Annotated in this window: 24 protein-coding genes; 11 read left to right on the top strand and 13 right to left on the bottom strand. The window is 73.7% G+C overall.

Features of this window, described 5'->3' with window-relative positions; genetic code table 11:
* Positions 1 to 41 precede the first annotated feature (41 nt).
* From PV796_RS20595 to PV796_RS20580, 4 genes are read right to left on the bottom strand one after another with little or no spacing between them, the layout of a single operon-like run.
* A complete protein-coding gene (locus PV796_RS20595) occupies positions 42 to 137 on the bottom strand; it encodes a class III lanthipeptide (protein WP_274914774.1) in 96 nt (31 codons plus the stop codon).
* Positions 125 to 2,842, bottom strand: a complete 2,718-nt coding sequence (gene lanKC / locus PV796_RS20590; RefSeq protein WP_274914773.1) for a class III lanthionine synthetase LanKC — start codon at positions 2,840 to 2,842, stop codon at positions 125 to 127. The genes PV796_RS20595 and lanKC overlap by 13 nt, the downstream gene beginning before the upstream one ends.
* The gene (locus tag PV796_RS20585; RefSeq protein WP_274914772.1) at positions 2,839 to 3,543 is read right to left on the bottom strand and encodes a GNAT family N-acetyltransferase; all 705 of its coding nucleotides are present in this window, start codon (positions 3,541 to 3,543) and stop codon (positions 2,839 to 2,841) included. The genes lanKC and PV796_RS20585 overlap by 4 nt, the downstream gene beginning before the upstream one ends.
* 16 nt (positions 3,544 to 3,559) lie before the next feature.
* Positions 3,560 to 4,828, bottom strand: coding sequence for a beta-ketoacyl-[acyl-carrier-protein] synthase family protein (locus PV796_RS20580; RefSeq protein ID WP_274914771.1), 1,269 nt, complete (start codon positions 4,826 to 4,828; stop codon positions 3,560 to 3,562).
* A gap of 416 nt (positions 4,829 to 5,244) precedes the next feature.
* Here PV796_RS20580 and PV796_RS20575 point away from each other — a divergent pair, with 416 nt between their 5' ends.
* The gene (locus PV796_RS20575) at positions 5,245 to 5,424 is read left to right on the top strand and encodes a DUF5708 family protein (RefSeq protein WP_274914770.1); all 180 of its coding nucleotides are present in this window, start codon (positions 5,245 to 5,247) and stop codon (positions 5,422 to 5,424) included.
* A 90-nt stretch (positions 5,425 to 5,514) separates the two neighbouring features.
* Here PV796_RS20575 and PV796_RS20570 read toward each other — a convergent pair whose 3' ends face one another.
* A complete protein-coding gene (locus PV796_RS20570) occupies positions 5,515 to 6,765 on the bottom strand; it encodes a helix-turn-helix domain-containing protein (RefSeq protein WP_274914769.1) in 1,251 nt (416 codons plus the stop codon).
* A 384-nt stretch (positions 6,766 to 7,149) separates the two neighbouring features.
* Here PV796_RS20570 and PV796_RS20565 point away from each other — a divergent pair, with 384 nt between their 5' ends.
* Entirely contained in the window at positions 7,150 to 7,806 is a 657-nt protein-coding gene (locus PV796_RS20565) for a DUF1707 SHOCT-like domain-containing protein (RefSeq protein ID WP_274914768.1), read from the top strand.
* Between the two features lie 51 nt (positions 7,807 to 7,857).
* A complete protein-coding gene (locus PV796_RS20560) occupies positions 7,858 to 8,694 on the top strand; it encodes an ABC transporter permease (RefSeq protein ID WP_274914767.1) in 837 nt (278 codons plus the stop codon).
* Positions 8,695 to 8,921: 227 nt separating this feature from the next.
* Here the strand turns inward: PV796_RS20560 and PV796_RS20555 are convergent, their stop codons facing one another.
* Together PV796_RS20555 and PV796_RS20550 are read right to left on the bottom strand one after the other, a co-directional pair.
* A complete protein-coding gene (locus PV796_RS20555) occupies positions 8,922 to 10,649 on the bottom strand; it encodes a thiamine pyrophosphate-binding protein (RefSeq protein ID WP_274914766.1) in 1,728 nt (575 codons plus the stop codon).
* On the bottom strand, positions 10,646 to 11,905 hold the full coding sequence (locus PV796_RS20550; RefSeq protein ID WP_274914765.1) for an aldehyde dehydrogenase family protein: 1,260 nt from the start codon (positions 11,903 to 11,905) through the stop codon (positions 10,646 to 10,648). The genes PV796_RS20555 and PV796_RS20550 overlap by 4 nt, the downstream gene beginning before the upstream one ends.
* Positions 11,906 to 12,270: 365 nt before the next feature.
* Between PV796_RS20550 and PV796_RS20545 the strand changes: the two genes are divergently transcribed.
* Positions 12,271 to 13,548, top strand: a complete 1,278-nt coding sequence (locus PV796_RS20545) for a helix-turn-helix domain-containing protein (protein WP_274914764.1) — start codon at positions 12,271 to 12,273, stop codon at positions 13,546 to 13,548.
* 24 nt (positions 13,549 to 13,572) lie between these two features.
* Here the strand turns inward: PV796_RS20545 and PV796_RS20540 are convergent, their stop codons facing one another.
* Together PV796_RS20540 and PV796_RS20535 are read right to left on the bottom strand one after the other, a co-directional pair.
* Positions 13,573 to 14,238: a 4'-phosphopantetheinyl transferase superfamily protein gene (locus PV796_RS20540; protein ID WP_274914762.1), complete on the bottom strand. Its 666-nt coding sequence runs from the start codon at positions 14,236 to 14,238 to the stop codon at positions 13,573 to 13,575.
* Positions 14,239 to 14,660: 422 nt separating this feature from the next.
* Positions 14,661 to 14,906 carry an acyl carrier protein gene (locus PV796_RS20535; RefSeq protein ID WP_274914761.1) on the bottom strand — a complete coding sequence of 82 codons (246 nt, stop codon included), beginning with the start codon at positions 14,904 to 14,906 and terminating at the stop codon, positions 14,661 to 14,663.
* Between the two features lie 268 nt (positions 14,907 to 15,174).
* Between PV796_RS20535 and fabI the strand changes: the two genes are divergently transcribed.
* The 3 genes from fabI to PV796_RS20520 are packed head-to-tail and all read left to right on the top strand — an operon-like array spanning position 15,175 to position 17,927.
* On the top strand, positions 15,175 to 15,945 hold the full coding sequence (gene fabI, locus PV796_RS20530; protein ID WP_274914760.1) for an enoyl-ACP reductase FabI: 771 nt from the start codon (positions 15,175 to 15,177) through the stop codon (positions 15,943 to 15,945).
* A 6-nt stretch (positions 15,946 to 15,951) separates the two neighbouring features.
* Entirely contained in the window at positions 15,952 to 16,437 is a 486-nt protein-coding gene (locus PV796_RS20525; protein ID WP_274914759.1) for a MaoC family dehydratase, read from the top strand.
* A complete protein-coding gene (locus PV796_RS20520) occupies positions 16,434 to 17,927 on the top strand; it encodes a class I adenylate-forming enzyme family protein (RefSeq protein ID WP_274914758.1) in 1,494 nt (497 codons plus the stop codon). Before PV796_RS20525 ends, PV796_RS20520 begins: the two co-directional genes overlap by 4 nt.
* Before the next feature lie 326 nt (positions 17,928 to 18,253).
* On the opposite strand, the gene PV796_RS20515 is transcribed toward PV796_RS20520, so the two are convergent.
* The 3 genes from PV796_RS20515 to PV796_RS20505 form a co-directional block, all read right to left on the bottom strand.
* Positions 18,254 to 18,745 carry a DUF6344 domain-containing protein gene (locus PV796_RS20515; protein WP_274914757.1) on the bottom strand — a complete coding sequence of 164 codons (492 nt, stop codon included), beginning with the start codon at positions 18,743 to 18,745 and terminating at the stop codon, positions 18,254 to 18,256.
* Positions 18,746 to 19,054: 309 nt separating this feature from the next.
* Positions 19,055 to 19,507, bottom strand: a complete 453-nt coding sequence (locus tag PV796_RS20510) for a DUF5994 family protein (protein ID WP_274914756.1) — start codon at positions 19,505 to 19,507, stop codon at positions 19,055 to 19,057.
* 166 nt (positions 19,508 to 19,673) lie between these two features.
* Positions 19,674 to 19,916, bottom strand: a complete 243-nt coding sequence (locus PV796_RS20505; protein WP_274914754.1) for a hypothetical protein — start codon at positions 19,914 to 19,916, stop codon at positions 19,674 to 19,676.
* Positions 19,917 to 20,165: 249 nt separating this feature from the next.
* Here PV796_RS20505 and PV796_RS20500 point away from each other — a divergent pair, with 249 nt between their 5' ends.
* On the top strand, positions 20,166 to 20,621 hold the full coding sequence (locus PV796_RS20500) for a tellurite resistance TerB family protein (protein WP_274919147.1): 456 nt from the start codon (positions 20,166 to 20,168) through the stop codon (positions 20,619 to 20,621).
* A 60-nt stretch (positions 20,622 to 20,681) separates the two neighbouring features.
* On the opposite strand, the gene PV796_RS20495 is transcribed toward PV796_RS20500, so the two are convergent.
* The gene (locus PV796_RS20495) at positions 20,682 to 21,257 is read right to left on the bottom strand and encodes a TerD family protein (RefSeq protein ID WP_274914752.1); all 576 of its coding nucleotides are present in this window, start codon (positions 21,255 to 21,257) and stop codon (positions 20,682 to 20,684) included.
* A gap of 217 nt (positions 21,258 to 21,474) precedes the next feature.
* Between PV796_RS20495 and PV796_RS20490 the strand changes: the two genes are divergently transcribed.
* From PV796_RS20490 to PV796_RS20480, 3 genes are all read left to right on the top strand, one after another.
* Complete coding sequence (locus tag PV796_RS20490; protein ID WP_274914751.1) at positions 21,475 to 21,924, top strand: BlaI/MecI/CopY family transcriptional regulator; 450 nt, start codon at positions 21,475 to 21,477, stop codon at positions 21,922 to 21,924.
* Between the two features lie 4 nt (positions 21,925 to 21,928).
* The gene (locus tag PV796_RS20485; RefSeq protein WP_274914750.1) at positions 21,929 to 22,894 is read left to right on the top strand and encodes a M56 family metallopeptidase; all 966 of its coding nucleotides are present in this window, start codon (positions 21,929 to 21,931) and stop codon (positions 22,892 to 22,894) included.
* Between the two features lie 199 nt (positions 22,895 to 23,093).
* Positions 23,094 to 23,288: a hypothetical protein gene (locus PV796_RS20480; protein WP_274914749.1), complete on the top strand. Its 195-nt coding sequence runs from the start codon at positions 23,094 to 23,096 to the stop codon at positions 23,286 to 23,288.
* Positions 23,289 to 23,341 lie beyond the last annotated feature (53 nt).

Here is a 23,341-nt window from a genome sequence, read left to right as displayed (position 1 = left end):
GGCAGGCCGTGTCATGACGGGACGCGGTCCGCCGTCGTCATTCAGCAGCCGGTGCTGACGGTGGAGCCGAGCGCCTGAGCCTCACGCTCGCCCGGCACCTCCAGGCCCTGAAGGTCCATGATGGTCATCGAGAACACCTCCCTTCCGCGTCTTCCATGGGGCCCGCCGTCCCGGAGGGGACGGTGGGGGTCGCGGCGCCTTGGGCGCCGCTGGCGCGCTCCGGGACGGCCGGGTTGACGGCCGCGGCGGACCGCGAGTCGGTGAGGAACGGCAGCAGCGGGGTGCCCCGTTCGGCGGTGGCGACGGCCAGCAGTACGCCGGCTCCACCGGTGGCCACGTCCATGGAGATCCGGGCCCGGCCGTCGCAGGGGAAGACCGTCGCGCCGTCCAGCGTCATGGCGTGGTGCTGAAGGTTGGTCAGATGGCGGGCGAGCTGCCGCTCGGCACTCTCCGCGGGCTGCGGGACCAGCGCGCGCAGGGTGGCCAGGGTGCCGATCAGTCCGGCGCGGCCACCCCACAGGCCCGACTCGATGACGAAGTCGGAGGAGCAGGCCCGCAGCAGGGCCGGCAGCGCCTCGCGGATCCGGGCGTCCTGGCGGTACCGCAGGAGTTCGGCGGCGACCAGGGCGATGCCCGCGCTGCCGTTGTCCAGGTAGGGCAACAGCCGGAACCCCTCGTCCACTTGGAGGGTGTCCCCCGGACCGGAGGAACAGCGGTCCAGGTCGCGGTGGACGGCCCGCACCGCCTCGTCCAACAGGCCCGGATCGCCGGTGGCTTGGTGGGCGCGGAGCAGGAACAGCGCCGGTCCCGACCAGCCGTACATCAGGCCGGCGGCGTGCGCGGAGCCGGTGCGGCGGCGGTGCTCGACCGGTTCCCGGCGGGCGGCGGCCAGGGTGTCGGCGAGCCGGTCGGCCAGGTGCAGCGCGCGCTCGCGCGGGGCGGGGTCGTCCCAGGCGTCGGCGAAGTGCAGCAGGCTGAGGCCGGCGCCGGCCAGGCCGCGGTAGAGGCTGGGGCAGCGGCGGTCGGCCAGCTTGCCGCGGGCCCGGTCCAGGGACTCCAACGCCCCTTCCGTGTCGCCGAGTTCCGCGAGGACGTAGGCGATGCCGTGGAGTCCGTCGTAGAAGCCGGTGCGTTCGGCCGGCACCCGGCGGGCGGCGGCCCGCAGCCAGGCGGTGTGCGCCTCGTCGCGGGCGCCGAGCGCGGTGTGCCGGGCCCACAGGACGCCGGCCGCGCCGTGCGCGAACCCCGCGCCGCCCTCGGCGAACTGCGCGAAGTCGCCGGGGAACAGCCGGTCCTCGCGGTCCGGGGTGGCGCTGGCGCGCAGCCCGCGGTCGAGCGAGGCGAGCAGGTCCGGGGGCGGGAACGGGCCGGGGGCGCTGGCCAGGGTGCGCGGCCGGGTGCCGTCGGCCCGTACGGCCGGTGCGGCCGGGGCGAGTTGGACGGCCAGCCGGGCGACCAGTTCCTCGGGGAGGTGGAACCGGCGGGCCGCGGTCTGCAGCAGCGCCGGCGCCTTGTCGGGGGCCAGGCCGCAGAGCGCGGCGAGCGGCAGGAACAGCCAGAGGGCGATGGCCGCGAGCGCGTAGTGGTCGCCGTCCGCGCCGGTGGCGTCGGCCCGGTGGAAGCCGGGGGCGCCGAGGCTGCTGGGGGTGGCCAGGTCGATCGCGTCGGCGACCTCGAAGTCCAGCAGGACGGGGATGTCGCCGTCCTGGATGACGAAGTTGCCGGGGTGCAGGTCGCCGATCCGGACGCCGCGGGCGTGCACCGAGGCGATCAGCTCCTCGATCCGGCCGAACAGGGCCAGCGCGCGGTCCCGGTGGGCGAGCACCGCCGCCTCGTCCGGTTCCGGCACGGTCAGCGGGTAGCCGCCGGCGAGCCAGGACTGGAGGTCCTTGCCCTCGATCTCCTCCAGGACCAGGAACAGGTGGTCGCGGACCTGAAAGGTGCCGAAGGTGCGGGGGATGCCCGGGAGTCCGTCGAGCCGGCTGAGGATCTCGTGCTCGTGGGCGAGCCGGGCGACCGCGTCCCGTCCGACGCCGTCGGTGCCGGAGTGCGGCCGGCCCTCCTTGAGGACGACGGTGCGCTGGCCGGCGCCGAGCGCGTCGGGACCGGTCGGCTCGGCGCGGTAGACGCCGCCGCCGTGCGAGAAGTGCAGCGCCCCGGTGATCCGGTAGGGGAAGTCGTCCACGGCCTGACGGGCGGCCAGGGAGTCCTTGAGGACGTCCGGGAGGGCGACCCACTCGGGGGTGCGGAAGACGGGGGCGCGGCGGTCCGGTTCCCAGGTGCCGTCGGGCCGGCGGATCGCGGGGACGAGGTCGCCGTGGTCGTCCTCGGTGTAGTGGGTGCGGAAGCCGCCGTAGCGGACGTACAGCGGGCCCTCGCGAAAGCGCAGGTCGGTGAGGACGTACGGGCCGGGGCGGCCGCCGACGACGGCGTCCAGCCCGTCGAGGGTGCGGGCGAACTCGGCCTCGTCCACGGGGTAGACGGTCAGCAGCTTGCCCGCGGAGGAGCGCTGGGCGTACTTGCGGCTCAGCGCGCGCACGACGTTGGCGCTCTTGAGGTACTTGAAGTGCAGGCCGTGCCCCGTGCAGTAGGCGGCGACGTCGACGAGGGTGCGCTCGGCGTCCTCGGGGACCGCGGAGACGTGGATCTTCCAGCCCTGGTCGGGGAGTTGGGGGCCGTCCCCGGCGGGCGGGCGGCAGATCGTCCAGGTCTCGTTGTCGTCGCGGGTCCAGCCGTCGGGGAGCGGCGGGGCGGGGAAGCGGGTGGCCGCCAGGTCCCAGTTGCCGGGCCAGTCGAAGAAGACCCGGTCGGCCAGGGCGAAGCTTTCGGCGCCGTCTCTCATGCCGCACCCCGCCCGTCCTCGGCGGCGTCGCGCAGCGGGCGCGGGCCGGCCTCCTGGAGGAAGGCGGCGACGGCGCTGCGGCCGGTCTCCGCCAGGTGCCCGGCGAGGATCTCGCGGGCCTGGGCCTTGTCGTCCTCGGGCACGAAGTCCGCCAGCCCGACGGCGAGGACGCGGTTGGTCTCGCTGGGCTTGAGCGAGGCGTAGTGCTCGTCGCGGAGGATGCCCCACACGATCGCGTCGTGGTACTCGCCGTCGAGGTAGCAGTGGTCCCGCAGGATGCCCTCGACCACGAACTGGGTCTTGGTCATCAGCCGGATGATGCCCTTGTTGTAGGCGGCGGTGGTGACCTGGACGCGGTGCGCGTTGAGTTGGTGGAAGAGGTAGTCGACGAGGAGGACGACGGCCTCCGCGCCGTAGCCGCGGCGCCAGAGTTCGGGGGTGCCGATCGCGCCGCCCACGGAGTAGCCGCCGATCCGGCCGGTGCGCTGGTAGCTGACGGTGCCGATGCGGTCCCCGTTGTGGGTGCGGATCACCATGTGGCTGACCCGCCCGGAGCGGTTGGCGGCCTCCACGTCGGCGGCGCCGAGCAGCTCCCAGTCGCCGCTGAGCACGGCCGCCGGCGAGCCGGGCCGCAGCCAGTCGGCGATCGCCGCCCAGTCGTCGTCACCGGGCCATTCCAGGGTGACCAGTCGTCCCCGCATGGTGCGTCGCTCTCCTTCAGCCGGTGTAGCGGGTGAGTACGAGTACGGCGTTGTGGCCGCCGAAGCCGAACGAGTTGCTCAGGACCACGTCGCCGTCCCAGTCGCGGGGGCCCTTGGTGACCAGGTCGAGGTCGGGCTCGTCGGGGTGGTCGCAGTTGCGGATCGGCGGGACCACGCGGTCCCGTAGCGAGAGCACCGCGGCGGCGGCCTCGGCCGCGCCGGACGCGCCGAGCATGTGCCCGGTCATGCTCTTGACCGCGGTGACCGGGGTGCGGCGCAGGACGTCGGGGCCGAGCACCTCGCGCAACGCGGCCGCCTCGATGCGGTCGTTGAGGACGGTGCCGGTGCCGTGGGCGCTGATCTGCCCGACGTCCTCGGGGGCCCGCCCGGCGTCGGCGAGCGCGGCCCGCATGGCGCGGACGGCGCCGGCGCCGGTGGGGTCGGGGGCGGTGGCGTGGTGGGCGTCGGTGGTCGCGGCGTAGCCGGCCACCTCGGCGAGGATCGGCGCGCCCCGCCGCTGTGCGTGCCCGGCCTCCTCCAGGGTCAGCACGGTCGCGCCGACCGCCATGACGAAGCCGTCCCGGTCCCGGTCGAAGGGGCGGCTGGCGCCCTCGGGGTCGTCGTTGCGGCGGGAGAGGGCCTTGGCGTTGGCGGTGCCGGCCAGGTCGACGGCGGTGAGCGAGTCGTCGGTGCCGCCGGCCAGCGCCAGGTCGGCGCGGCCGTGCCGGATCAGTTCGACCGCCTCGCCGATCGCCACCGCGCCGGTCGCGCAGGCCGCGGAGACCGCGTGGCTGGGGCCGGCGATGCCGTGCTCGATGGAGAGCAGGCTGGTCGGGTGGTCGATCGCGGTGAGCACCGAGTGGTACGGCGAAACCCGGCGCGGGCCCTGCTCCTTGAGGATGTCGTACTGCTGCTGGATCGCGGGGGCGGCGCCGTAGCCGGAGCCGATCACCGCGGCGAAGCGGTGCGGGTCGACGCCGGCCGGCGGGTGCAGTCCGGCGGCGGCCAGGGCCTGGGCGGCGGCGACCGCGGCGTACTGGGTGAAGCGGTCGGTGCGCCGGGCCTGTTGGGGGGTGAGGACGCCGGTGGCGACCGGGTCGAAGTCGGTGACGTCGCCGCCGATCCGGACCGGCAGTTGGCCGGCGTCGAAGCGGGTGACGGCGCTGACGCCGCTGCGGCCGGCCAGGAGGGCGGCCCAGAAGTCCGCGGTGGTGTTCCCCAGCGGGGAGACCACGCCGCAGCCGGTGACGACGACGCGCCGCCGTTCTGCCGCCCGTAACTCCATGAAGCCCTCCTACTTTTCTGCCCCTTGTCACGCTCGGGGCGTCCGCATGACTAGAAAGATGACAGTGGAGTCACTGAGCTGTCAACAGTCTCGGCGGAGTCATCACCCAAGGAAGGGCCGGTCGGACCTGCAAAGAAGGGCTGCTACCAGCGGAAACGCCGCCCCGAACGTGACTACAAGAGTCATGAAACTTGACTGACAGGGCGTCGAGACGGTGCGGTGGTGCCGACCGCGACCCCGGCGCGCCCCGGGTACGCACCCGTACGCCGGCCCCCGGGGAGGGCCCGGCGTACATAGAAAGTGACAGGGGACGCCGGGCAAAGTGCCTACCTGCGGATGATCCGCGCCCCCGGATCCGGACGGGACGCTGGAGCGGTCAACCTGCTCGACAACGGCAACAAGGGACGAGGGAACTCATGAAGGGCATTGCCGTCGGCATTTTCCTGGCGATCGTCGGCGTCATCCTGTGGCTCACGACCAAGGAAGTGGAGACGCCATACGTCTCGCTCCACAAGGCCGGACTGGTCCTGGCGATCGTCGGCGGCGCGGAGGCGTTGTTCGCCCTCCTGGGATTGGGGAAGAAAGCGAATAAATAGCGACGCATTGGCGGCGCAATGACGGCAGCGCGGCGTCGACCGCGCTTTTGGCCGTGGCCGCCACCGAGGGCCCGGTGCGCCCGGCGGACGTCAGTTGTGCTTTTCGAGGAGGTCCGCCAGCCGTTCCCGGGCCCGGTCCGCGTGCCGGTACGCCTGGGCCCGCCGGAACAGTTCCGCGGAATACCGGAAGTGCCCGGCCGCCCTTTCCCGGTCCCCCAGCCGCGCACAGGCCGCCGCGATCTCCGAAAGCGCGGCGGCTTTCTCATGGCAGCGCCCGGTATCGGGCAGCCCGGCCAGTTCCACGCCCAACGCGCGGACCCGGTCGCGGTCGCCGGCCGCCTCGGCGCAGACCGCCTCGGCGGTGGTCAGCCAGAGCGGGAAGTCCGGGTCCTGCGTCACCGAGGCGACGACCAGCCCGCGCTCCACGATGCTCCGCGCCGCGGTCCGTTCGCCGCGGCCGAGCAGCAGCAGCGCATAGCGCCCGTTGACGGCCTCCCAGAGCCGGAAGCCGGCCGCGGGGGTCACCCGGCGGGCGGTCTCGGCCAGCAGCTCGGCGGCCCGGTCGATCTCCCCGCGGTCCCACAGGTCCAGCGCCCGGTGCAGCGCGATCCGGGCGCGCGGCCCGGGCAGCACCCCGTCCGGCGAGCGCTTGTGGTCGCCGGCCTCCGGGGCCCAGTGCGCGCAGCCGCTCCAGTAGGCGCAGCGGGTCAGCACGTCGAGCACGAGCAGCGCGTGGAAGGCGCTGCCGGGCGCCCGGGCGGCGGCCGCCTCCAGGGAACCGGTGAGCGCGTGGCGCAGCCCGTCCTGGACCCGCCCGGCGGACTCCAGCAGGTCGGCCAGGGCGATCAGGGCGCGCAGCCGGGCCTCGGCGAACGCGGCCGGGGCGAGCCCGTCCAGCATCCGCAGCAGGACATCCGCGCCCTCGTCGGCGCGGCCCAGCGAGCCGAGTATTTCGGCCATGGCGAGTTGGGCCTCGGTGGATACGTCGTCCGGGCGGGCGCCCGGTTCGGCACCGGCCAGCGCGCGGAATTCCTCCAACGCCCCTTCCGCGTCGCCGCCTTCCCATTGCCGACGGGCCGCGACCAATCGTCCGACCAGGTCGAGCCGGCGGATCCGGCCGGCGGATTCCGTGGACTCGGCCGCGCCGGATATTTCCGTCACGCCGACCCCGAGCCGTTCCGCCAGGATCTTCAGAGCGCGTCCGCTGGGAATGCGCTTACCGCGTTCGACGAGGGAGATGTAGCTGGCGGACATTTCGGACCCGGCGAGTTCGTGCTGGGTCATTCCCGCGCTGACTCGTAGCTCTTTGATTCGCCGCCCGGTGTCCGCCGGCTCAGGCATTCGATTAACCCTCCGGATTCGAACGTTTTGAGGACTCCGGCCAGTTGTCCAAATCGCCGAGTCACAATGAGTGCTAGGCACTTTACCAACCAGTCAACTAGAAGTCGATACGCATTCCGTATTCTTCACCGCCCTTCACACTCCGGTGACACGGACATTTCGTTGGTGCCCGGAGCTTTAAGACACGGGGCCGAGAGCGCACCACCGGCACCCGTAAAACCGGGCGGCTGGTAGGACGAAGAACGGCGCCCGGAGGGTTGACTGCACCTTTCGATGTAGTACCGGACGCCGATGCCCGCACCCCGCGTGACGTGGTCGGATAGGGCACACAAGGGGGGCACCCCGGACCGCACCACTACCGCCCGACCAGCGGAGGCACACCCGATGACGCAACCCCAACGCCCGGATCTGCACAAGGAATTAGGGTCCGTTTCGGACGCGTCGAAGCCCGGTGCGGTGCTCGCCTCGGACGCCGAGCGCGAGGAGATGATCGAGCGCCTGCGGGAGGCCACCGCGGAGGGCCGGCTCACCCTGGAGGAGCTGGCCGAGCGGTACGAGGCGGCCTATCTGGCCCGCACCCGCGAGGAGTTGGCCACCGTCGGCCGCGACCTGCCGACGGCTGCGCCCCCGCCGGCCGCCGGCAGCGGTTCCCAACAGCGCGTCTTCAAGGCCCTGTTCGGCGACCTCACGGCCAACAGCCCGGCCCTGGACCAGGGCATCGAGGCCACCGCCGTCTTCGGCGACCTCAACCTCGACCTGTGCGCCTCCCCGGCCCCGCCGGACGGCGGGGTGACCATCACGGCCCGTGCGATCGTGGGCGATGTGCACCTCCTCCTCCCCGAGGGGGTGCGGGTCGAGTTGGCGTGCAGCAAGGTCTTCGGCGACCTGCGCGACCTGACCCGGCCGCCCTCCGGCCCGGAGTCCGCGACCCCGGTCGTCCGCGTCACCGGCTCGGCGGTCCTCGGCGACATCGTGCTCGCCCACCCCAGCAGCGACCGCCGCACGTACTGGCAGAAGTGGTTGGACGAGCGCCGGTCCTGACCGCAGTGGCACCACACGCCGCTCACGGCGAAGGAGTAGGGAGAAGAACCCATGGCCACGTCCGAGGTGTTGCCGCACCCGGCGCCACCCGTCCCGTCCGAGGACGAGCGCCGCCTGCCGCTCCGCTCCCACCTGCGACACATCGGCGCGCTGGCCCGCCGCAGCCTCCTCCACATCCGGCAGAACCCGGAGTCGATGATCGACGCGCTGCTGATGCCGATCGTGCTGACGCTGCTCTTCGTCTTCGTCTTCGGCGGGGTGCTCGGCGCCGGTGGGTCCCGCCGGCAGTACACCGCGTTCCTGATGCCCGGCCTGATGGTGATCCTCGGGATGACCGTCGCGATGGCCGTCGGCACCGGCGTCAACGACGACTTCCGCACCGGCCTGATGGACCGCTTCCGGTCGATGCCGGTGGCGCGCTCCTCGGTGCTGATCGCCAAGGTGGTGGTGGAGACCGGGCGGATGCTCCTCGCCCTCGCGGTCCTGCTGGCCGTCGCCGCGGTGCTCGGCTTCGACGTCGTCGGCCACGGCCCCGGGGTGCTCGCCGCGATCGGCCTGACCACCGTGTTCGGCACCTCCCTGATCTGGGTCTTCATGCTGCTGGGGCTGACGCTGCGCAGCGCGCAGGCCATCCAGGGGCTGTCGGTGCTGGTCCTGACGCCGCTTCAGTTCGCCTCCTCGATCTTCGTGTCGCCGGCGACGATGCCCGACTGGCTCCAGGCCGTCACCCGCGTCAACCCCCTGACCCACATCGCCGACGCGGCCCGCGGGCTGGCCCTGGGCACGGGCCCGGTGGCCGGCCCGGTGACCTGGACGCTGCTGTGGTCGCTCGCCCTGACCGCGGTCACCGCCCCCCTGGCGCTGGCCAAGTTCACCACCAAGACCTGACCCGGACCCGTACGGGGCGCGGCAGCCCCCACACGCCACGGCGTGGCCCTCCTCCGTACGAAGAAGCCGTGCCCCGGCCCCACCCGGTATTCCCCCGTGACCGGCGGGCCGGGGTACGCACCTCAACGGGTCCGGCGGGGACCGTCGTTGGGGCGGCCCCCGCCGGGCCTACACGACAACGGGCGGGCACTCGCAAGAGCGCCCGCCCGCAGGGGTGTCCGGCCGGCTCAACCGCCGTCGACGCCCTCCCGCTCGGGGAAGTCGCCGGCCGCGCCGGCCATCCCCGGCGGGGTGTCGGAGAGCGCGACCGCCACCTCGACCACCGACGTGGTGCCGGAGGCGACCTCCCGCCAGGCGGCCGCCAGCGCGGCGTCCAGCTCGCCGGCCTCGGTCACCCGTCGGTGGCCCATCCCGTAGGCGGCCGCCAGCCCCTCGGTCCCGGTGGGGCGGGAGGCGGTGAAGGCGAAGCGCGAGCCGGTGCCGGAGACCCGGTCGAGGTTGGCCTGGAGCCAGCCGTAACCGCCGTTGTCGAGCACCACGTAGAGCACCGCGACGCCGGCGTCCGCCAGGGAGGGCAGCTCGGACCGGAAGAGGTGGAAGGCGCCGTCGCCGGCGAGCGCCACCACCGGGCGGTCGGCCGGCAGGGCCAGCCGGGCGCCGGCCGCGGCGGCCGCCCCGAAGCCCAGCGGCGTCTGCTCGCTGGGCACCAGGGACCCGCCGGCGGCGCCGAGCGTCCAGTGGGGGAAGTAGTACGACCACATGTCCTGGAGGCCGTTCTCCTGGACGAGCACCCGGCCGGCGGGGACCGCGCGGTCCAGGGAGGACAGCACCGCGGCCACCGGGACGGTGCCCGCCGGCGCGGCCTTCGCCGCCCGTTCGGCCCGGTCCGCGGCCCGCTCCCCCAGGGCGGCGCGCACCGCGCGCACCCGGTCCGCCCAGGCGTCGTCCGCCCGGTGGTCGGCGAGCAGTTCGGTCCAGCCGGCCACGATCCGGGCGGCGTCCCCGAGGACGTGGTCGCCGGGCCTCTCCAGCGCGAGGCCGTCCTCACCCAATACGGCCTGGACGACCGGAAGTTGTTCCTCCGCTCCGTCCGGCCAGCCGAACGTCGCGGTCTCCTCCAGGCGGCTGCCGAGCGCGATGACCAGGTCCGCCTCCCGCCAGAGCGCGTCGGCCGGCGGGACCGCGTACAGGCCGCTGACGCCGCAGTACAGCGGGTGGTCCTCGGCGACCGTGCCGCGGCCCGAGGCGGTGGTGAAGAGGCCCGCGCCGAGCCGTTCGGCCAGGCGCTCGATCCGGCCGTCGGCGTTGCGGTGCCGGGCGCCGCCGCCGACCAGCAGCAGCGGCCGGCGGGCCGCGGCGATCCGGCGGGCGGTGGCGTCCAGCGCGTCCGGATCGGGCCCCGGGCGCTGCGGCGCGGCCGACCGCCACCGCCCGCTCCGCGGCACGGCGGCGTCCACCACCTGCTCGGCCAGCTCCAGGTAGACGGGCCCCGGCGTCCCGTTGACGGCGCGCGCCGCGGCCGTCTCCAACAGGGCGGGCAGCCGCTCCGGGGTGTCCGCGCGGGCCGCCCACTTCACGTACGGGCGGATCGCGGTGAGTTGGTCCAGCTCCTGGAACGCGCCGGTACCGAGGTGGTCGAGCCGGGTGCCGTCGGCGATCAGGATCAGCGGGACGGCGGCCGAGCGCGCCTCCAGGACGCCGGTGAGGGCGTTGGTCAGCGCCGGACCCTTGCCGACCACGCACACCCCGGGGCGGCCCGCGGCGAGTGCGTGCCCGGTTGCCATGAAGACCGCGTTGCGCTGGTCACGGCAGAGGACGACGCGGGTGTCGGTGCGCTCCAGTTCGCCGAGGAGGGCCATGTCGTCGCCCGGTAGCCCGAACACCGCGCGGGTGCCCAGGTGGTGGAGGTAGTCGGCGACCGCCGCCCAGGCCGTCGGGTAGGTCTGTGCGGTCATCGGGCGGCCCCCGGGCGGTGGGCGGCGACGGCCTTGGAGACCAGGACCGGTTCGGCACGCACCTCGTGGCCGTCGAAGACGTAGTTGGCCATCCGGCCGTAGCCGCCGAACGGTGCGTTGCCGTCGTCGATGGAGAGCAGGGTGGTGTCGAGGGTGACCGTGGTGCGCCGGCGCAGCGCCTCGACCAGGGCCGGCGCGGCGCCGTAGACGCTGGAGCCCAGGGCGCGTTCGGTGAACATGCCGGTGGTCAGGGTGGCGGCCAGGGCCTCCTCGTCGTGCCAGGCGGCGACGTTGAAGATCGGGGCGAAGAACTCCGGCACGTGGGTGCGCGGGCTGAGGTCCTCGCCGACGACGACGGTCGGGTCCAGCCGCCGGGCGCGGAAGTCCACGTGCCCGCCGTGCACGATGCCCTCCCGGTTGCGGGCCAGGAACTGCGCGGCCTCCTCCAGCGCCCCGTCGTAGAAGATCGGCCCGAAGTCGGCGTCCGGGTCGGTGTACGGGCCGTACCGCAGCCCCTTCAACTCCGCGACCAGCGCGTCGAGGAAGCCGTCCAGGAGGGAGTGGTGGACCGCGAACAGGTCCGGGCCCAGGCAGTCCTGGCCCGTGTTGAGCGTCCGGATCTCGATGGCATCACGGGCGGCCTGCTCGACGTCCGCCCCGGGGGCGACGACGAACGGGTTGACGCCCGAGCCGAGGAAGAGCAGCAGTTGCTCGGGGGAGAGTTGGGCACGGATCTGCTCGGCGTTGCGGTAGGCGCCGGTGAACACCACGACGTCCGCGGAGCGCACCTCCTCCCCGAGGAACTCCCGCTGGCTGGCGCCGCTGAGGGTGATCGGCAGGTCGTGCCGCTCGGCGAGCAGTTCGTGCAGCCGGCGCATCTGGTCCTTGACCCGGCTGGCCGGGCGGAAGACCAACGCGTCCGTATAGAGCGCGGGGACCAGGAGGTAGAGGGCGTAGGAGTAGAGGATGACGTTGGACGGCATGAACGCGGCGAGTCGGGGGACCCGGCCGGGCCGGTGCGCGGCCACCTCGTCCAGCGCCCCGTCGAGGGTGGCGATGGTGGATTCGATCTCGTAGCGCGCGGCGCGGTGGGTGGAGATCTCGCACAGCACCTCGTGGACCGCTCCGCCCTCCTCGGCCAGGAAGTCCCGGACCCGGCGTAATGCCGCCGCGGTCCGGTGCTCGCTGCGGCCCGGGGTGCCGCTCTCCTCCTCCGACTCGGCGGCCACGGTCGGCGATGCGGGAGCGGAGCTCATATGTCCCTCCTCGGGGCGTAGTCCATGGAGGGTCAGCGTCAGCCAATTGTCATTTATTGTCAAGTAGAGTCATAGCATTCAACAGTCAGCCATGACAGCCGATCGGCTCGCAATGCCGACAAAGAGCCCCCGCATCGCGGCCGTACGCCCAGCGACCAGGATGACTACCGTACGCTGATCGTGACAAAAAATGACTCGCACCGACGGTGCGGGCCCCATACCTCGACCGCGTGCGGTTGTCCACAGGCCGCCCGCGCGCAAGGGGCCGGTGAGTACACTCAGCGTCACCGCGGAGTCCGACCCTCCCACCGGGCGTCCGCACCCCGTCACTGTCCGTCCCACCGACCCAACTGCGAGCGATTCCGTTGACGATTGAGCAGCCTGCCTTCGGGAAGCGAGTGCGGGAGGTCCGGCGCGCTCAGGGCCTGTCCCAAGGGGACCTCGCCGGGGACGACCTCTCCCCCAGCTATGTCTCGCTGGTCGAGAACGGCCGCCGCATCCCCGGCGCCAAGATCGCCCGCTCCATCGCGGAGCGGCTGGGCACCACCGTCGACGCGCTCAGCACCACCGACCGTCCCGCCGACCGGCTCGCCCAACGCCTCGGCCTGGTCGGCCAGTTGGTGGCCGCCCGCGCCAGCCAGTTGGCCGGCGACTGGCCCGACGCCCGGCGCCAGCTGGAGGCCGTGGTCGCCCAGGCCGAGGGAACCGACCACGACGAGGTCCGCTGGGAGGCGCGCTGGGAACTGGCCACCGTCCTCGGCCGGCTCGACGACCCCGCCCACCACGAGGCCGCGCTGCGCCGGCTGCTCGACGACCCGGTGACCCGCGCCGCGCCCGTGTTGCACGCCCGGGTCGCCATAGAGCTCGCCCAACTCCTGCGCGCCGCCGGCCGACTGTCGGACGCGGTCCGCTCCGCCGAGGACGCCGTGCGGGTCACCGACGGGCTGGCGGCCGGCCGTCCGGAGCGGGCCCAGGCCCAGGTGGCACTGCTCTCCGCGTCCGTCGACAGCGGCGAGTGGAGCCGCGCCGACGAGCTCGGGGCACAGCTGCGCGCGGAGGTCGGGCCGCTGCCCGCGGGCGAGTTGCGGGCCAGCGCCCTGTGGGCGGCGGCCGGCGCGCAGTACCTGACCGGTGACGCCACCGGCGCGCTGGAGCTCCTGGCCGAGGCCGAGGCCCTGATCGCGTCGACGGACGGGGTGCGCCTGCGGCTCCGACTGGCCCGCGCCCGGACGCTGTTGACGCTCGCCGCCGGCTCCCCGGCCGACGCGGACGCCCTCCTGGCGCGCGCCCGCCAGGCCGCGGCACTGGTGGACACCCCCTCGACGCGGACGTGGCTGGCCGTGCTGGAGACGGGCGGCGCGCTGCGGCACGGCGATGCCGCGGCCGCGGTCGAGCACGCCGCCGCGATCGACCCCGCGGCCGCCGAGCTCTCCCCGTTGGACCGCGCCCGCTGCCTGCTCTACGTGGCCCGCGCGCACCGCGCCGGCAAGCGCCCCGGGGACGCCGAGGAGTCCTTCAAGGCCGCCGCCGCGGGGTACGAGCGGGCCGGCGCCTTCCGGTTGGCCCTGGAGACCTGGCGTGAACTGAGCGCCGGCACCCGGGACACCGGGGGCCCGGACCCGCACGCGGTGGTCATGCCGTAGCGGGCCGCGGCCGGCGGGCGGCCGTCAAGTGGCCGCCCCACCAGAGGCGTTGGCGCCCCAGAGCCGTACGCCGCGTGCCGGGGCGGGGGTCGCCGCGCAGGCCACCCATCCCGGGCCGACCGGCAGGTCCCGGACGTGCACGACCGGGCCCAGGGCCCCGCCGGCGTCCGTCAGGGCGGGCGGCAACCGCACGGTGCCGTCGTCGGCCCCGGCCCCGCTGAGCGCGTCGATCTCGTCGACCGCGGCCAGCCCGCCCCGCCCGGCCAGCCGCAACACCGCCTCCTTGCGGACCCAGAGCCGGGTCAACTGCCGGGCCCGGTCCGCGGCCGGAGCCCGGCGCAGGCTCTCGCGCTCCAACGGGGTGAAGGGGAGCAGCAGTTCACCGAGCGGGCCGCGGGGGACGGGGTGGACGCTGAGCGCCACCGGGAGGTCGCGGGCCAGGACCACCAGGCGGTGGTCCGGGTCGTCGCCGACGGCCAGGAAGAGCCCGGCGTCCGGGGGCCAGTCGGTGTCCGCGGGCGGCCGGGCGGACACCGGGCGCCCGAAGTCGTCACGGGTCAGGGAAATACCGTCCGCCGGGCAGTGCAGCAATGTGGCCAGGAAATCCAGTAAACCGTCCGGGCGCCGAATATCCCTGGTTTCCGCCGAGCAGATGTGCAGCCGGCCGTCGGCTAATTCGGCGGAACGCACCGGCCCCCAACGCCCCTCTCCGCAAGGGGTGTTGCCGGCTCCGGCGGCCTGGTTGAGCGTATGCGCGTCACAGAAAGACTCGTCCCCCCGCATAGGTCCCCTCGCACCATGGCTCCTTTCTCCGGACAGGTCACGCCCGGGAAAGCAGTGCATTGAGTCGTCTCTTAATTACCCTCCGGAGATCCTCAAGGTAACCCTGGGCTATGCCTGAGTCAACAAGCGACGACAAGACATCGACTTTGGTTTACTGACCGGCATTACTAGTTTTCGCCAAAATGTGTCGCGCTATCGCGCGGCACCGTTTCCGCGGTCCGCGATCGGCCGCGCCCGGCGGCGACGCGACGCCCGCGCCGCCCCGCCGCGACGGTGCGCTCCGGCCGGGCGGTCCGGCCCGTCCGGAGCACGCCGGCCGGCGTTCCGACTCAGGAGGCCAGCCGCTTCTCGACGCGGATCACCAGGTCCAGCACGGTGTGCAGATCGGTCATCTCCTCCTCGGGCAGTTCGATCCCGAAGCGCTCCTCGGCGATGACGATGACCTCGGCCATCGCCAGGGAGTCCACATCGAGCTCCTCGACCAGGGACTTCTCCTCGGTCACCTCGGCCGGCACCACGCCGGCCACCTCGTTCAGGATCTCGGCGAGCTGGCCGACGATCGCTTCTCTCGTCATGGCGGTCCCTTTCTCCACTGCGGCTCCGCTGCGGGCGAGGGCGGGCGGCCGATCCGGGCAACGGACGGACCGGCACGGTCACAAACGCCCAGTCAACTGATTGACTAAACTTGACTGTTGTAGTCAACTGGAGGTCGGATGCGATGTCAACGAGTTCCCTGACTACCTCTCAGAATGCAGTCATGGCGCTAGATTTGCCCGCCGGATCCGGCGACGCTCGGTGACTCCATGGTCGGAAGCGAGTCAGGATGAGTCAGACGGAGGAGCGATGAGTGGGCTGCTCGACGGGAAGCGACTGCTGATCACCGGGGTGATCACGGAGCGCTCGATCGCCTACGCCGTGGCCCGGCTCGCCCAACAACAGGGCGCCCGGATCGTGTTGACCGCATACGGCCGGCCCACCCTGGTCGCCCGGCTCGCCCGGCGCCTGCCGGTCGAGCCCCCCGTCGTGGAACTGGACGTGACCGACCAGGAACAGTTGGACGGCCTCGCCGACCGGGTCGGCGCCCACCTCGACGGCCTCGACGGCGTCCTGCACTCCGTCGCCCAGGCGCCCCCCTCCTGCCTCGACGGCGGCTTCCTGACCGCCCCCTGGAACGACGTCGCCGGCGCCCTGCACACCTCCACCTACTCCCTGGTGGCGCTGGCCCGCGCCTGCCGCCCGCTGCTGCGCCCCGGCTCCGCCGTCGTCGGCCTGGACTTCGACGCCTCCCGCGCCTGGCCCGGATACGACTGGATGGGCGTCGCCAAGGCGGGACTTGAGGCGTGCACCCGCTACCTGGCGCGCGAGCTCGGCGGCCACGGCGTCCGGGCCAACCTGGTCGCCGCGGGGCCGCTGCGCACCCTGGCCGCCAACGGCATCGGCGGGGACGGCCCGTCGTTCGAGGAGGAGTGGGCCGCCCGCGCCCCGCTCGGCTGGGACCCCAAGGACGCCGAACCGGTCGCCCGCACCTGCCTGGCGCTGCTCTCGGACTGGCTGCCCGCCACCACCGGCGAGATCGTGCACGCCGACGGCGGCCACCACGCGATCGGCGCCTGAGACCCGATGCCCGAGGAACCGGTGGGCCCGGCGCCCGCCGTGACCCGCACCCACACCCTCGACCGGAACCACCTCGCCGCCTACGCCGCGGCGCTCGGCGGCACCCCGCACCCCGCGCACACCGACCCGGCCGCCGCCCGAGCGCTCGGCCACCCCGACGTGATCGCGCCGCCCACCTACCTCGCCGTCCTGGCCGCCGGGGCGGAGGACCAACTCCTCGCCCGGCAGCCCGGGTTCACACCCGAGGGTGCGGTGCACCGAGAGCAGTCGGTGCGCCTGGCCCGCCCCGTCCACGCCGGGGAGACCCTGCGGGCCACCGTCCGGATCGCCGCCGCCGGCACCCTCGCCGGCCGCCCGCTGCTCACGGTGGAGTCCGCCTTCCACGCCCCCGACGGCACCTGGGTGGCCACCACCACCGCGTCGCTGCTGGGCCCCGCCGCACCGGAACCGGCCCGGCGCCCCCTCGACCCCACGGGATCGGAGCACCCATGACCGACACCATCGCGCCCGCCCCGCCGATCGCCGCGGCCCACCTGCTCGACGGCGCCGCGGCCCCCGCCGACGGCACCGCCCGCCTCGGCGGCCCGGCCCTCGACCACCGGATCCACGCCGCCGCCCGCGCCTTGAGGATCCTCGGCGTCCGCCCCGGCGACCGGGTCCTGGTCCAGGGCGACAACAGCGTCGACTACGTCGTGACGCTGCTGGCCCTGATGCACCTGGACACCTCCCTGGTCCCGCTGGACCACCGGCTGCCCAAGCCGGACGCCGCCGCGGCCGCCCGCCAGTCCCGCGCCCGGTGGCAGGTCACCGCCGACCCTGCGGCGGCCCTCCCCGACTTCCCGGCCCACCGCGTCCTCCCCTACCCCCGCCCCGCCGCCGACGCCCCGCCGCACCCCGACGACGCCGTCGACCTGAGCACCTGGTTCCACCGCGACGACGCGCTGGTCCTGTGGTCCTCGGGCACCACCGGGCGCCCCAAGGGCGTGGTCAAGCCCGGCGCCGCCGTGCTGGACAACTCGCTGCGCACCATAGAGGCGTTGGGCTACCGCCCGGACGACGTGATGGCCCCGCTGCTGCCCTTCTCGCACCAGTACGGGCTCTCCGTCATCCTGCTGTGGTGGCTGTCCCGCTGCACCCTGCTGGTTACCCCCTACCAGCGGCTGGACGCGGCCGTCGGCCAGGCCGCGGCGCACGGCGCCACTGCCGTCGACGCCGCCCCGTCCACCTACCACTCGCTGCTCGGCGTGGTGCGCCGCCGCCCCGAGGCGCGCGCCGCGCTCGGACGGGTCCGCGTCTGGGGCGTCGGCGGCGCCCCGCTCCCCGCCCCGCTCGCCGAGTCGTTCCACGCGACGCTGGGCCGCCCGCTCCTCGACGGCTACGGCCTGACCGAACTCGGCAATGTCGCGCTGGCAACGCCCGAAGTGCCGCACGGCTGCGGGCGTCCACTGCCCGGCGTGCGGCTGCGCGTCATGCGTCCCGACGGCACGGTCGCCGATCCCGGCGAACTCGGCGCCATCGAGGCGCTCTCCCCCGGTCTGATGGCGGGTTACCTCCAGGAGGACGGCTCGCTCGCGCCCGTCGACCGGGACGCCTGGTATCCGACGGCCGATCTCGGCAGCGTCGACACCGACGGCATCGTGCGGGTCGTGGGCCGCCACCAGGCGGTCCACCGGCTGGGCTTCACGCTCTACCCCGAGAGCCTGGAGCGCCGCGCCGAGACCTGCGGTCGGCCGGTCAAGGTGCTGGCCGTCCCCGACCAACGCCGGGGCAGTGCGCTGCATTTCGTCGTCGCGGACCCCGAGGGCGAGGCCCCGCTCCTCTGGCGCCGGCGGCTCGCCCCGCACCTGGCGGAGTACGAACAACCCAACGCGGTCCATGTCGTCGACGACTTCCCGCTCACCGCGAACGGAAAGACCGACACCCGCGCACTCCGCGCCCAGTTGGGCCTGGCGCCGGGACCGATGCCCGGTTCCGGAGGCTGAACGGCCGCCCGCCACACGCGGTTTCACGTGAAACCGCGGCTAGCGCGTGCCCGCCGACGTCGAACGCAACGTCACATCAAAGTCTGTGGGTACTGCTGGGAGTCACTGCTGACAGTCACTGCTGTCCGTGGTGCCGTGTGCCGTGCTGCGCGCCACTGTCCCGCGCGCTGTGCCGCCGATCGATCCCGCTCATCATGCCGCTCGTGCAAGGGTCGTGCTTCCCGCTGCCCACCACGTGCGGTTCCCACCAGGTGACATGGGACTGCCGGTGGCCAACTCGTGCGCTCCGCACCGTGACTTCGCGTCCGCGCAGGCGCGGACGCGGCTCAGGCGGCACCGGCGGTGGTGTGCGCACGGCGGCGGGCCGCCGGAATGACCGGGGTGGCCGGGGCGGCGCCGGTGCACGGCGCGGTGGACAGCGGCTGGCCGCCGATGGCGCGGCTGCGGCGCGCGGTGGGGGAGGAGCCGTGTGCCTCGGCGCGGATCCGCTGCTTGATGGTCGGCGGCAGCGTCGGCAACGGGAACCTGCGGCGGACCAGACCGTCCTGACCGTGCCAGGGCGCGGTGCGCGCGGCGGGCACGAACGGCCTGACGGATTCGTCGGCAGGCATCAACGGCCGTGGTTCGTGGTCTGGTTCGGGTCCCACCGCCACCTCGGGGCGAGCCGGGTCGGGGGCGGTGGTGCCCAGGGTGCGCTGGTGGACGGCGGCCTCGCGGCGGGCCGCGGAGGCGGCGGCGGAGACACCCAGTGATGCGAGCAGTTTGCCGAGCACCGCAAGGCACACCGCCCAGAACTTCATGACCTTGGTCGCAGCCATGGTCCCTCGCTTTCGGTCGGGATCCCTGGGAGGGATCCACGCGTTCCTTCTGTTGCGTTTTCTTATGATGAGTACGCAATGGGAGGATTCACGGACCGACGCCCCCGGATCGGCGTTCTTCTGATGAACACCACTCGTCCGCAGTAGTCGCCCCCGCAAAACCGCAGGCCGAAGGCGGGCCGGGAGGCGGTGGACGGCTCGTTCCGCGGCGTTGCGGATGGGTTGGGGCGGGCCCGGCGGATGCGCGCATCGGGTTCCGGGGGTATGCCGATGACCAACGGGTAGGCGTGGGCGGGCGGTGACCGGGCGTCAGGCGGGCGCGGGCGGCCGCCAGGCGCTCCGCGGCGGCTGCGCCATCTCCGCCATCGTCCGGACCGCCGCGGCTTCGGGCGTCGCGGGCGCAAGGAGCAGCAGGTCCCAGCGGCCGTCGCCGGCGGCGACCAGGCAGAGGGTGTCCGGTCCCGGGCGGTTGGTGGTGTGGCGCAGGCGGACGACATGGCCGGCGACCAGGATGTGGCCTGGCAGCGCGGACCAGCCGCTGCCGTTGACCGTGGCGTGGGTGATCCGGGGCCACTCGAAGGGCAACGCGGCCAGCAGCTCGGGGAGTTCGGCGAGCAGGTCGGTGGAGTGCGGCCACCACACCCCGTCGATCCGTCGGGCCACCTCGGCGTGCGGCGCGATGGCCAGGCGGGCGACCGGGGGTGGTGCGTGGTGCTGCGCGGGGCGGGGGTGCGGGGAGCGGCCCTCGGGGGCGGTGGTCATGTGGCGCTCCTGACGCGACGGGCGACGACCGCTGCGGTCGCGGCCGTCGACAACGGAAGGGGCCAGGCTGAGCCCGTCGTTGAGGGATGTGGGGCCTGCCCTGCTCGAACGGAGGCGGGAGCTCGGGGAGGGGCGGGCGACGGGCGGGCGGCGCCGGCGGCGGGGGTCACCGGTCGTCGTCCGGCTCCCGGGTGGGCGGGGCCGGACCCGTCGTGCGCGCCTCCGGGCGGGCGTCGTGCGCGCGCTTGTGCCGCCGCTGCCCGAACGACTCCTTCAGATGCGCGTACCGGTGCGGTGCAGGGCGGCCGGCCGTCTGGCCGTTGACCCGGACGATGAACAGCACGCCCATCGCCACCAGGGCCAGCAGCACGATCACGCTCAAGAAGGTCTGCATGGCGTTCACCCGCATACTCCCGGGTGCCCCCTAAGCCGACACCGCGGGCATTTGTGAGAATCCTTCGCCTTCCGGTGGTTTTTCCACCGTACTCCGCGCAGTGGGAACGTATCGCGCCAAAGCCGGCTATGCCGACGGGGGGTGGCATCAGCGCACCTTCTACGGGGCAGTAGATTTTACTTACGCATGACCAAACGCATGCCTGAAGCATGCCCAGGGCTCGCCCTCCGCATGCTCGCCGCACGACCAGCCGAGGAGATCCAGATGGCGCTGTGGGACCGCATCAAGGAGTCCGCGACGACGATGCAGAGCCAGCTCGTCGCCAAGAAGAACGACCTCAAGAGCGGGGCCTTCCGCGACGCGAGCATGGCGATGTGCGCGCTGGTGGCCGCCGCCGACGGGGTCGTCGACCCGTCCGAGCGGCGGCGGGTGGCGCAGTTGATCGCCACCAACGAGGTGCTCCAGAACTTCCCGGCCGAGGACCTCCGGGTCCGCTTCGAGGGCTGCCTGGACAAGCTGGCCGCCGACTTCGACTTCGGCAAGGTCGCGCTGATGCAGGAGATAGGGAAGGTGAAGAAGAAGCCGGTGGAGGCGCGGGCGGTGCTCCAGATCGGCGTCGTCATCGGCGGCGCGGACGGGGACTTCGACCCCAGCGAGCGCGCCGTGGTGCGCGAGGTGTGCTTCGCGCTGGGCATCCCCCCGACCGAGTTCGACCTCTGAAAGCGCGGGCGGGGCGGGGGCCTTCGTGGCCCCGCCCCGCCCGTTGTGCCGCCCCGCGCGTCAGACGTTGACGCCGTAGTCCGCGGCGATGCCCGCCAGCCCGGAGGCGTAACCCTGGCCCACGGCGCGGAACTTCCACTCCGCGCCGTGCCGGTAGAGCTCGCCGAAGACCATCGCGGTCTCGGTCGAGGCGTCCTCGGTCAGGTCGTAGCGGGCGAGTTCGGCGCCGCCGGCCTGGTTGACGACGCGGATGTAGGCGTTGCGCACCTGGCCGAAGTTCTGGCCGCGGCCGGCGGCGTCGTGGATGGAGACCGGGAACACGATCTTGGTGATCTCGGCCGGCACCCCGCTCAGCGTGACGTTGAGGGTCTCGTCGTCGCCCTCGCCCTCACCGGTGAGGTTGTCGCCGGTGTGCTGGACCGAACCGTCCGGGCTGGTGAGGTTGTTGTAGAAGACGAAGTGCTGGTCGGAGGCGACCTTGCCGGCGTCGGTGCACAGCAGCGCGCTGGCGTCGAGGTCGTAGTCGGCGCCGGTGGTCGTCCGCACGTCCCAGCCGAGGCCGACCGAGATCGCGGTCAGGCCGGGCGCCTCCTTCGACAGCGAGACGTTGCCGCCCTTGGCGAGCGAGACTCCCATGCTTCCCTCCAGGTGATGGCCGGTGCCGGTTGCCGTTGGCGGTCCCCGGCGGTGAACTAGGACGTGGCGGAAAAACTACAGGACTGTAGAAGTTGGTGGCGGGGCGCGGCGCCATCGGGGTGCACCCGGAAAAGCCCTCCGGGTCGCGGCGGCCACCGCCGTAAACTGCCCCGGCGTCCCAGCCCGCGGGACGCCCGGTGCGACGGGAGGCGACGACATGGGCACCACCCCCTTCGGCAAGGCCCTCGGCGGCAACGGGCGGGAGCGGGCCCGGCGCGGACAGGGCCAGTTGGAGGCCCAGGTGCTGGCCGCGCTGCACCACGCGCCCGGGCCGACCACCGCCGCCTGGGTACAGGAGCGGCTGGGCGGCGACCTCGCCTACACCACCGTGATGACGATCCTGTCCCGGCTGCACGCCAAGGGCGCGGTCACCCGCGAACGCACCGGCCGGGCCTACGCCTGGACCCCCGCGGCCGACGAGGCCGGGCTCGCCGCGCTGCGGATGCGCCGCGTCCTGGACGGCGAACCGGACCGGGACGCCGTGCTGACCAGCTTCGTCTCGGCGCTCTCGGCGCACGACGAGGACGTGCTGCGCAGCCTCCTGGCCCGCGCCGAGGACGACGACGGCACCCCGGGCCGCGGCCCGGGCGAAGCACGCGGGGGGTGAGGAGGTGGGCGTCTTCGTCTTCCTGCCGCTGGTCCTGCCGCTCACCGCACTGCCGATCGCCCGGCTCGCGGAGCAGCACCTCCATCCCCGGGTCACCACCCGGCTGTTGACCCTGCTGGCCGCGGTCCTCGGCCTGTGCAGCACGCTCTGCCTGGCGCTGCTGGTGGTCGTCGGCACCGCCCAACTGCCCGGTAATCCACTGCCGGACGGCTGGTCGGACCCGGAGGTGCGGGCCGCCGTCCCGTACGCCGAGGTGGCCGGCGTCGCGGCGATCTTCGCGCTGACCGGGGCGTTGGTGGTGGGCGGCGGCGCGCTGCGCCGGGACCGCCGGATCCGGGAGCGGGCGCACCGCGCGCTGGCCGTCCTGCCGGCCGGCGTCGATCCGGTGGTGCTGCCGGACGACGAGCCCTACGCCTATGCCGTGCCCGGTACGCCCGCGCGGCCGGGGCGGCCGGCCCGGCCCGGCCGGATCGCGGTCTCCCAGGGGATGTTGCACAACCTGGACGACGACGAGCGACGGGCCCTGTTCGCCCATGAGCAGGCGCATCTGCACTGCCGTCACCACCGTTCGCTGCTCGCCGTCCGACTGGCCGGCTGCGTCAACCCGCTGCTGCTGCCGCTGCGTTCGGCGGTCGCCTTCAGCGCCGAGCGGTGGGCGGACGAGGAGGCGGCACGGACGGTCGGCAACCGGCGGCTGACCGCACGGGCGGTGGGGAAGGCCGCGTTGCTCTCGCGGCCCGCGCCGTATCCGTTGGTGACGCAGTTCGCGTCGCCCGAACCGGGGCCGGTGCCGCGGCGGGTGGCGGCGCTGCTCGGGCCGGTGCCGTCGGCCCGCACCTGGCCGCCGGCGCTGACACCGGCGGGGCTGGCCGCGCTGGTCGCGGCGGCCGGCACCGCGGCCTCCGCGCTCTCCTCGTTGAACGCCGCGGTAGCTCTGTTCCTCGTTCTGAAGGCGGCAACGCCGTGGTGAGTGCACACTGATCCCGGGCTCTCCAGGTCGCCATGCCGCGGACGCAATCTGTGATCCGTAGCACACCAACCAACTTCTACAGCGTTGTAAAAGTTGCCGGTAGGGTTGCGGCTGACATGCGCAACGGGCGCTGCCGGAGGGGGAGATGGCGACGAGGTGCGGACCCCTGACCTGGGAAAGCCCGCCTCCAGAGGCGGAGGTGCGATGGGTCTATCAGCCGGTCGAGGTCCAATATCCCGACGGTGCCTGGGAGTTGGGCCGAATCAGCGCATGGTGGACGGACGACGCGGGCGACACCTGGTGTCTGCTGCGCACCGTGCCCGGCGGCAGCAATCCGAAGTGGCTCCGCTACGACCCGGAATCCGTCCGGCTGTTGCCCACCGAGGGCATCTGAGAAACCGGTGCGGGCCGCCGCCCCACGGCCCGCTGCGCCCGCCGCTCTCGCCG

Origin of the sequence: Streptomyces sp. WZ-12 (assembly GCF_028898845.1) — a bacterium.
In the GTDB taxonomy this organism is placed as follows: Bacteria; Actinomycetota; Actinomycetes; order Streptomycetales; family Streptomycetaceae; genus Streptomyces.
The sequence above is the reverse complement of the archived record's forward strand: the minus strand, read 5'-3'. Positions and strand labels throughout refer to the sequence as shown.